Raw genomic sequence first — 7502 nt, 5'->3', positions numbered from 1 at the left:
TAATAGGTTATGAAGCATAAGTCAGTTGCTGATGTTGCTTATGAGATATTAACTAAACATAAAAAACCTTTGCATTTTCGTGAAATCACTAAAGAATTAATAAAAATAAGACCACTAAATGTTAAAGAGCCGTATTATGCTGTAAATGCCTCTATGAGTGGAGATAAAAGATTTATGCGGTCAAAAAGGGGTGTTTGGGGTTTAGTAAAATGGAAATATAAAGATGCAAATATCAAATATTCTCTTACCAGTTACTGTTTAAAAGATGGCACTATGTTTTTAACTAGTTATATGAGACCATTTTTCCCCCGAGATAAAAATATTATTGAAGCTACTTTTATAGACAAAGAAGGAAACGAAATAGAAGCAACAGTAAACAATGAACTTAATTGTATAATGGGATTAAAAGAATGGTATGAAAAGAAGGAATTAAGGGTAAATGATATTATTTTTATTGGCCTTATTGATTATGATAGAAAAAGATACTTTTTAGTAACAGAAAAGGAGACCCAGGTAGAACCCCAAGATGAATTAGGTGAAAAAATTTTTAAAATATTACAAGAAGCAGGTCATCCTTTAACTTATAAAGAAATTTGTGAAAAAGCATTAGAGGTAGAAGTAAAAAGTGAAAATTTATTTTCTAAATATATAAATAATGTTTTGAAAAAAGATCCCCGATTTATTGAAAAAAAAGAAGAAGTATGGGGGCTTTTTGATTGGCTAAGCGAACTTAAAAAATTGCGGTTAAAACTGATAAATTCTGAAGATAATGAAAATTTTAAACCATTACTTCAAAAAGTATTTAACTTTTTAGGATTTCAAACTTCAGTTATATTAGAAGGAAAGGCATCTTTTATTTTAGTAGAAGCACTGTTAGATTATAAGACCTATAATTTAGTTGTAGATGGGAAAGTATTAGATGAAAAGAGTAAAAAAATACAAAAATATGAATATTGGAGTGAGCTGACTAAAGCAAAAGAAAAAACTAAATCAGATTATTCAGTAATTATTTCTTCAGATTTCGATTATAATATACTAAGTGAAAAAATAGATGAAAATAAAGTTATATTATTTGAATTAAGATGGTTAGATAGTATTATAAAGGAACATAATAAATTACCTTTTTCTTTAACTAATTTAAAATCAATCTTTTTATCACCTAATTCTATCGAGAATAATGTATTTCAATTATTTGAAAAAAGAAAACAAATTTATAATAAAATAAAACTGATTAATATTATTATTACCATATTAAACGAAAATAGCAGTAAAAAACTTTCTCTTAATGTAGAATCTTTGACTAAAATTATTAATCAAAAAAGTAATGAGTATCTAGAATTTGGAAGAGTACAAGAACCTGAAGTGGAAGAAATTACTAAAATGCTCGCTTTAGAACCTTTTAATATACTGCAAAAAACTGAGATGGGAAGTATTATATTAGATTTTAAACCAGAATTAGCTAAAGAAAGATTAAACAAAGTGATTGAGGAAATGTTTTAGTAGTGCGCACTACGAGATAAGGGAGTGAGTTTCATGAAAATAAAATGGTTGGGCCATTCCTCATTTTTAATAGAATCTGAAAGGGGAATTAAAATTATTACTGACCCGTTTGACGAAACTTTAGGTTATAAAATGCCTCGGATTAAAGTAAATATTGTAACTGTAAGCCACGAACACTTTGATCATAATTTTGTAAGAGGGATGAAAGGAAAACCAGTGGTTTTTAAAGGTCTTGTAAAGAGAGAATCACATAAAATGGAATTTAGGGGAATATCGTCTTATCATGATAGTGTTTATGGAGGACAAAGAGGACCTAACACTATATTCGTTATAAAAGCTGATGGATTAAATTTATGCCATTTAGGTGATTTAGGACATATTTTGAGTTCAGATAAATTAACTGAAATAGGTTCAGTAGATATTCTATTTATTCCGGTAGGAGGGTTCTATACTATAGATAGTAATCAAGCTACTCAGATAATTAAAGATATTAAACCCAAGATTGCAATTCCAATGCATTATAAGACCAGGGCAATTAAATTCTCTATAGATCCAGTAGAAATATTTCTTTCTGGTAAGGATAAAGTAAAAAGGTTAGAATCGAGTGAATTCGAAATTAAAAGTGAAACATTGCCTAAAGATACTCATATTTATGTTTTACAATATGAATAGTATCTAACTAGCCAATAAAGGAGATTTATGACCAAATATATTTTTATTACCGGCGGAGTAGTTTCATCTTTAGGTAAAGGTATTTCTGCCTCTTCTATTGGAAGGTTATTGAAAAGTAGAGGTTTAAATATTTCCATTCAAAAGATAGATCCTTATATAAATGTTGATGCTGGAACCATGAATCCTTATCAGCATGGTGAAGTATTTGTTACCGAAGATGGAGCAGAGACAGATTTAGATTTAGGTCATTACGAGAGATTTATTGATACAAATTTATCTAGTTATAATAATGTAACTACCGGAAAAATATATAATTCTGTGATTTCTAAAGAAAGAAGAGGAGATTTCTTAGGAGCTACAGTTCAAGTAATACCTCATATAACTGATGAGATTAAATTTACCATTAAAAATATTACCCAAAAAACTGAAAACCAAATAGATATAGTAATTGTGGAGATTGGAGGAACAGTAGGTGATATTGAAAGCCTTCCTTTTTTAGAAGCTATAAGGCAATTTAGAAATGATATAGGCAAAGAAAATGTTTTATATGTGCATGTTACTTTTGTTCCTTATCTCGAAGCTGCTAAAGAGCTGAAGTCCAAACCCACGCAACATAGTGTAAAAGAGCTTAGAGAAATAGGTATTCAACCAGATATAGTAATCTGTCGTTCTCAATTAAAACTTTCTGAAGAAGTAAAAAATAAAATATCATTATTTTGTGATATTAAGAGAGAAGGGATAATTGAGGCAGTAGACGTTAAATCTATCTATGAAATACCTTTGGTATTTGAAGAACAAGGTTTGGGAGATTTAATTATAAAATTGTTAAATTTAAAATGTCCAGGTTCTGATTTACAAGAGTGGAAAAATATGGTTGATAAGATATATCATCCCAAAAGAGAAGTTAGTATTGGAGTAGTGGGAAAATATATTAGTTTAAAAGATGCTTATATAAGTATTAATGAAGCACTTCTTCATGGTGGAATTGATAATGATTGTAGAGTAAAGATAAAAAGAATTGACTCGGATAAAGTAAAAAAAGATTCTCTAAAAGATTTGTTTAAAGACCTAAACGGAATTTTAATACCCGGAGGCTTTGGAAAGAGAGGAATGGAAGGTAAGATTGAAACGGTAAAATATGCCCGAGAAAATAAAATACCCTTTTTAGGGATTTGTGTAGGTATGCATTGTGCAGTTATAGAATTTGCTCGTAATGTAATTAAATTAGAAAAAGCCAATAGCACAGAATTTGATCCTGAGACTCCGTTCCCCGTTATTGATCTTTTACCAGAACAAAAAAAGGTCATAGTGAAAGGTGGTACTATGCGGTTAGGAGCATATCCTTGTAAATTGGAAAAGAATTCACTTGCCCTTAAATCTTACCAGCAAGAGACAGTTTATGAAAGGCATCGTCATAGGTATGAATTTAATAATTTATATCAAGAAAAATTTTTAGAATATGGAATGAAATTCAGCGGCATAAATCAGGATTTAAATTTAGTAGAAATCATAGAGCTTCCGAACCATCCTTGGTTTATCGGAGTTCAATTCCATCCAGAATTTAAATCAAGACCTAATCGAGCCCACCCTTTATTTAAGGAATTTATAAAGGCGGCGATAGCAAAATCAGTATATAGTATTTAGTATATAGTATCGAGTATTGCGTATTGCGTGAAGAAAACAGAAACCAGAAGAAGTAGGGGCGTATTGCATACGCCCTCATATGCTAAATTAATTGGCCAATTGGTGGATTGGTTAATTGGTAAATTAAAATAATCAATAGATTATTTTCAAAGGTAGGTAAAAAAAAATGTTAAACGCTTTAGTTTTAGCTGGATCGAAGGAAAAGGGTCCCTTAGAAATTGCTGAGAAGGTAGATAATAAAACTTTAATTATGATCAACAATAAGCCGGTTATCGAATATATCATTGATGCGCTAAATGATACAGAAAGTATTGATCAGATTGTAGTGGTAGGTCCCAAAAAAGAACTTTCTCCCTATATAAGTAAAAAAGTCAAAGAAATATTAGATTCTGGAAATTCTATACTTGAAAATATGGAATCTGGATTAAAATATTTTAATTCCCAGGATAATTTATTAATCTTAACCTCTGATATTCCATTAATCACCCCTATGACCATTGAAGAATTGATTAAAAAATGCATTGAAAGAAAAGGTGATATTGGTTATCCTATAATTACTAAGGAAAATATTATAGAAAAGTACCCTGAAACCAAGAGAACTTATGTAAAAATGAAAGAAGGAATATTTTGCGGAGGAAATATTGTATTTTTTAAACCAGAAGTATTTTTTCAAAATAAAGAATTAATTCAAGAATTATTTAATAATAAAAAAGATAACTGGAAAAATGCTAAAATATTAGGTCTTAAGATTATATTAAAATTTTTATTTAAAACTTTAACTTTAGAGGAAGTAGAAAAAAAAGTAACCAAGATGCTTGGTTATAACTCTATTGCAGTTATAATATCCCATCCAGAAATGATGATAGATTTAGATAAGCCAAGTGATTTAGAATTAATTAAAAAATGTTTGGAGAAATAAAAATATTTGTATTTAAAAGAAATTAGTGCTAAACTATCTTTAGCTATAGTATTTGAAAGAATAACTTCTTTATAGCCCTCTTTTAAATGAATTTTCTAAATATTTTAATACTTCATTTAATCTTTATTATATTATTAGAAGATTTAATGGGAAAATATTAAGTAGTATTATAAAATAGAAATGGTCCTATGCATCAGTTATTCATCATAAAATCCATTCAATGGTAGCAATAATTATGATATTTAAATTTAGTTATTTGTATGCATAACTTTAAACAGTATAAAATAAATTATTATGTTCTAAACATAATAAAAGGAGGTTTTGTTTTTTGCTCTTAACAGAATTAAAGGAAAAAAAGATCAGTGATTTATGTAAAATCGCCAAAGAATATAACATTAATAATTTTTCCAGAATAAAAAAAATAGATCTAATCTTTAAAATTTTACAAGCCCAAACCGAGAAAAAAGGTTATATGTTTTCTGAGGGGATTTTAGAAATTATGAATGAGGGATTTGGTTTTTTAAGAACAGGTGGTTATTTACCTAGTGAAAACGACATCTATATTTCCCCTTCTCAAATAAAGAGGTTCAATCTTAGTAATGGAGATTTTGTGTCCGGACAGGTTAGATCTCCCAAAGAAGGAGAAAGATATTATGCTTTATTAAAGGTTGAAGCTGTTAATCATGAAGATCCAGAACTATCTAAAGAGAGAATAGACTTTGAAAATCTTACTCCTCTTTTTCCGGAGAAGATAATTAATTTAGAAAGTAGGTCAGATGAGTTATCCACAAGAATTATTGATTTATTTTCACCAATTGGAAAAGGTCAACGAGGTCTTATAGTATCCCCTCCGAAAGCAGGAAAAACAATTTTATTAGAAAAGATTGCCAATGGAATTACTGCTAATCATCCCGAGATAAATCTTATAATTTTATTAGTTGATGAAAGACCTGAAGAAGTTACTGGGATGCAAAGATCGGTAAATGCAGAAGTGGTAAGCTCTACTTTTGATCAACCTATAAGTAATCATATAAAAGTAGCTGAAATTGTATTAGAAAGAGCAAAGAGATTAGTAGAACAAAAAAAAGATGTAGTAGTACTATTGGATAGTATTACCAGATTAGCCCGAGCTTATAATCAAAATATTCCAACTAGTGGTAAAACTTTGTCTGGAGGATTAGATTCAAGTGCCCTTTATTGGCCAAAAAGATTTTTTGGGGCAGCACGAAATATTGAAGAAGGCGGAAGTTTAACTATACTTGCTACTGCCTTAGTAGAAACGGGAAGTAGAATGGATGAAGTAATATTTGAAGAATTTAAAGGGACCGGGAATATGGAATTAAAATTAGATAGAGAAATTTCTGAAAATAGATTATTCCCAGCAATTGATATAAAAAAATCTGGTACTCGGAGAGAAGAATTATTAATAGTTAAAGAAAAATTACAAAAAATATGGTTATTAAGGAGAGCGCTATCTTCTCAAACTTCTCTCGGTTCAATACAATTAGTACTTAATAAATTAAAAAAGACCAAAAATAATAACGAATTTTTAGATTCTATTAAAGAACAAGATATTTAATCTTACATAATATAGTTATAACCCAAAAAGCCCAAAATATTTTCAATAGATTATAAGCCCTACATTACCATTCCCCGATCAGGTCGAGGACAGGTTTGTTTGCTTTTTGGGGGACAATTATGTTATAATTTTATATATTTTGATGCCATAAAATATTAATAAAAGGAAGTTAGAAGGAGAGAAAAATGAAAAAGGATATACACCCAAAATATGAGAAAGCAATCATAAGTTGTGCCTGTGGTAATAGTTTTGAAACTGGTTCTACTAAAAAGAATATGAAAATAGAAATATGCTCAGCATGTCATCCCTTTTTTACTGGTAAACAAAAAATATTTGATACTACCGGAAGGGTTGAAAAGTTTAATAAAAAATATAATTTAACTAACGAAGAAGATAGTAACAATTAATTAAACTATAATCGTAAATAATTTTAGAAACAGAGCTTTCTTAAGGCTCTGTTTTTTTATGTTGAGTTATCTTGGTAAATAATTATGTGGTAGGGGGGAAAGGGGAATGCAGAAAGGCAAAAATGATGGTTGGATTGAAGTTATTTGTGGAAGTATGTTTAGTGGAAAAAGTGAGGAATTAATAAGAAGAGTCCATAGAGTTCAAATTGCTAAAAAAAAGGTACAGGTATTTAAGCCAACTATTGATACTAGATATTCTATTCAGTATATTTACTCACATAATGGTACTAAAATTGAAGCTATTAATATTTCTAATTCAAAAGAACTCTTAGAAAAAACAGAACCAGATACTGAAGTGGTTGCTATTGATGAAGCTCAATTCTATGATAAAGGGATTGTAACCATTTGTCAAAAACTTGCTGATCAAGGTAGAAGGGTAATGGTGGCTGGTTTAGATCAAGATTTTAGGGGAGAGCCTTTTGGTCCAATACCGGAATTACTTGCCGTAGCAGAATATATAGATAAATTGCAAGCAATATGTATGATTTGTGGTAGCCCAGCTTCCAGAACTCAAAGATTGGTAAACGGTAAGCCTGCGAAATATAGTGATCCAATCATATTAATTGGAGCAAAAGAAACTTATGAAGCAAGATGTCGGAAGTGTCATGTAGTAATCAAAGAGTAATTTCGTATCGCGTATAGGACACAGTAATGAGTAATGTGTAAATATGTAGGGGCTCGATTCCTGTCTGCGTGCGGACACGCACAGGCAGGCATCGAG

The 7502-nt window shown here is 29.6% G+C and carries 7 protein-coding genes; all 7 read left to right on the top strand.

Features of this window, described 5'->3' with window-relative positions:
* Window positions 1-9: 9 nt before the first annotated feature.
* The 7 genes from COZ07_RS03595 to COZ07_RS03565 all read left to right on the top strand — a co-directional run bounded on the left by COZ07_RS03595 (window position 10) and on the right by COZ07_RS03565 (window position 7406).
* Window positions 10-1500: an HTH domain-containing protein gene (locus COZ07_RS03595; RefSeq protein ID WP_406607220.1), complete on the top strand. Its 1491-nt coding sequence runs from the start codon at window positions 10-12 to the stop codon at window positions 1498-1500.
* A gap of 33 nt (window positions 1501-1533) precedes the next feature.
* On the top strand, window positions 1534-2172 hold the full coding sequence (locus tag COZ07_RS03590) for an MBL fold metallo-hydrolase (RefSeq protein ID WP_406607219.1): 639 nt from the start codon (window positions 1534-1536) through the stop codon (window positions 2170-2172).
* A 27-nt stretch (window positions 2173-2199) separates the two neighbouring features.
* On the top strand, window positions 2200-3816 hold the full coding sequence (locus tag COZ07_RS03585) for a CTP synthase (protein ID WP_406607218.1): 1617 nt from the start codon (window positions 2200-2202) through the stop codon (window positions 3814-3816).
* Window positions 3817-3982: 166 nt separating this feature from the next.
* Entirely contained in the window at window positions 3983-4735 is a 753-nt protein-coding gene (locus COZ07_RS03580) for a nucleotidyltransferase family protein (protein ID WP_406607217.1), read from the top strand.
* 328 nt (window positions 4736-5063) lie between these two features.
* Entirely contained in the window at window positions 5064-6314 is a 1251-nt protein-coding gene (gene rho / locus COZ07_RS03575; protein ID WP_406607216.1) for a transcription termination factor Rho, read from the top strand.
* A 185-nt stretch (window positions 6315-6499) separates the two neighbouring features.
* The gene (rpmE, locus tag COZ07_RS03570; protein WP_406607215.1) at window positions 6500-6721 is read left to right on the top strand and encodes a 50S ribosomal protein L31; all 222 of its coding nucleotides are present in this window, start codon (window positions 6500-6502) and stop codon (window positions 6719-6721) included.
* Between the two features lie 106 nt (window positions 6722-6827).
* A complete protein-coding gene (locus tag COZ07_RS03565; protein ID WP_406607214.1) occupies window positions 6828-7406 on the top strand; it encodes a thymidine kinase in 579 nt (192 codons plus the stop codon).
* Window positions 7407-7502: the final 96 nt, after the last annotated feature.

This window comes from Candidatus Infernicultor aquiphilus (assembly GCF_002784285.1).
In the GTDB taxonomy this organism is placed as follows: domain Bacteria; phylum Atribacterota; class Phoenicimicrobiia; order Phoenicimicrobiales; family Phoenicimicrobiaceae; genus Infernicultor; species Infernicultor aquiphilus.
The sequence above is the reverse complement of the archived record's forward strand: the minus strand, read 5'-3'. Positions and strand labels throughout refer to the sequence as shown.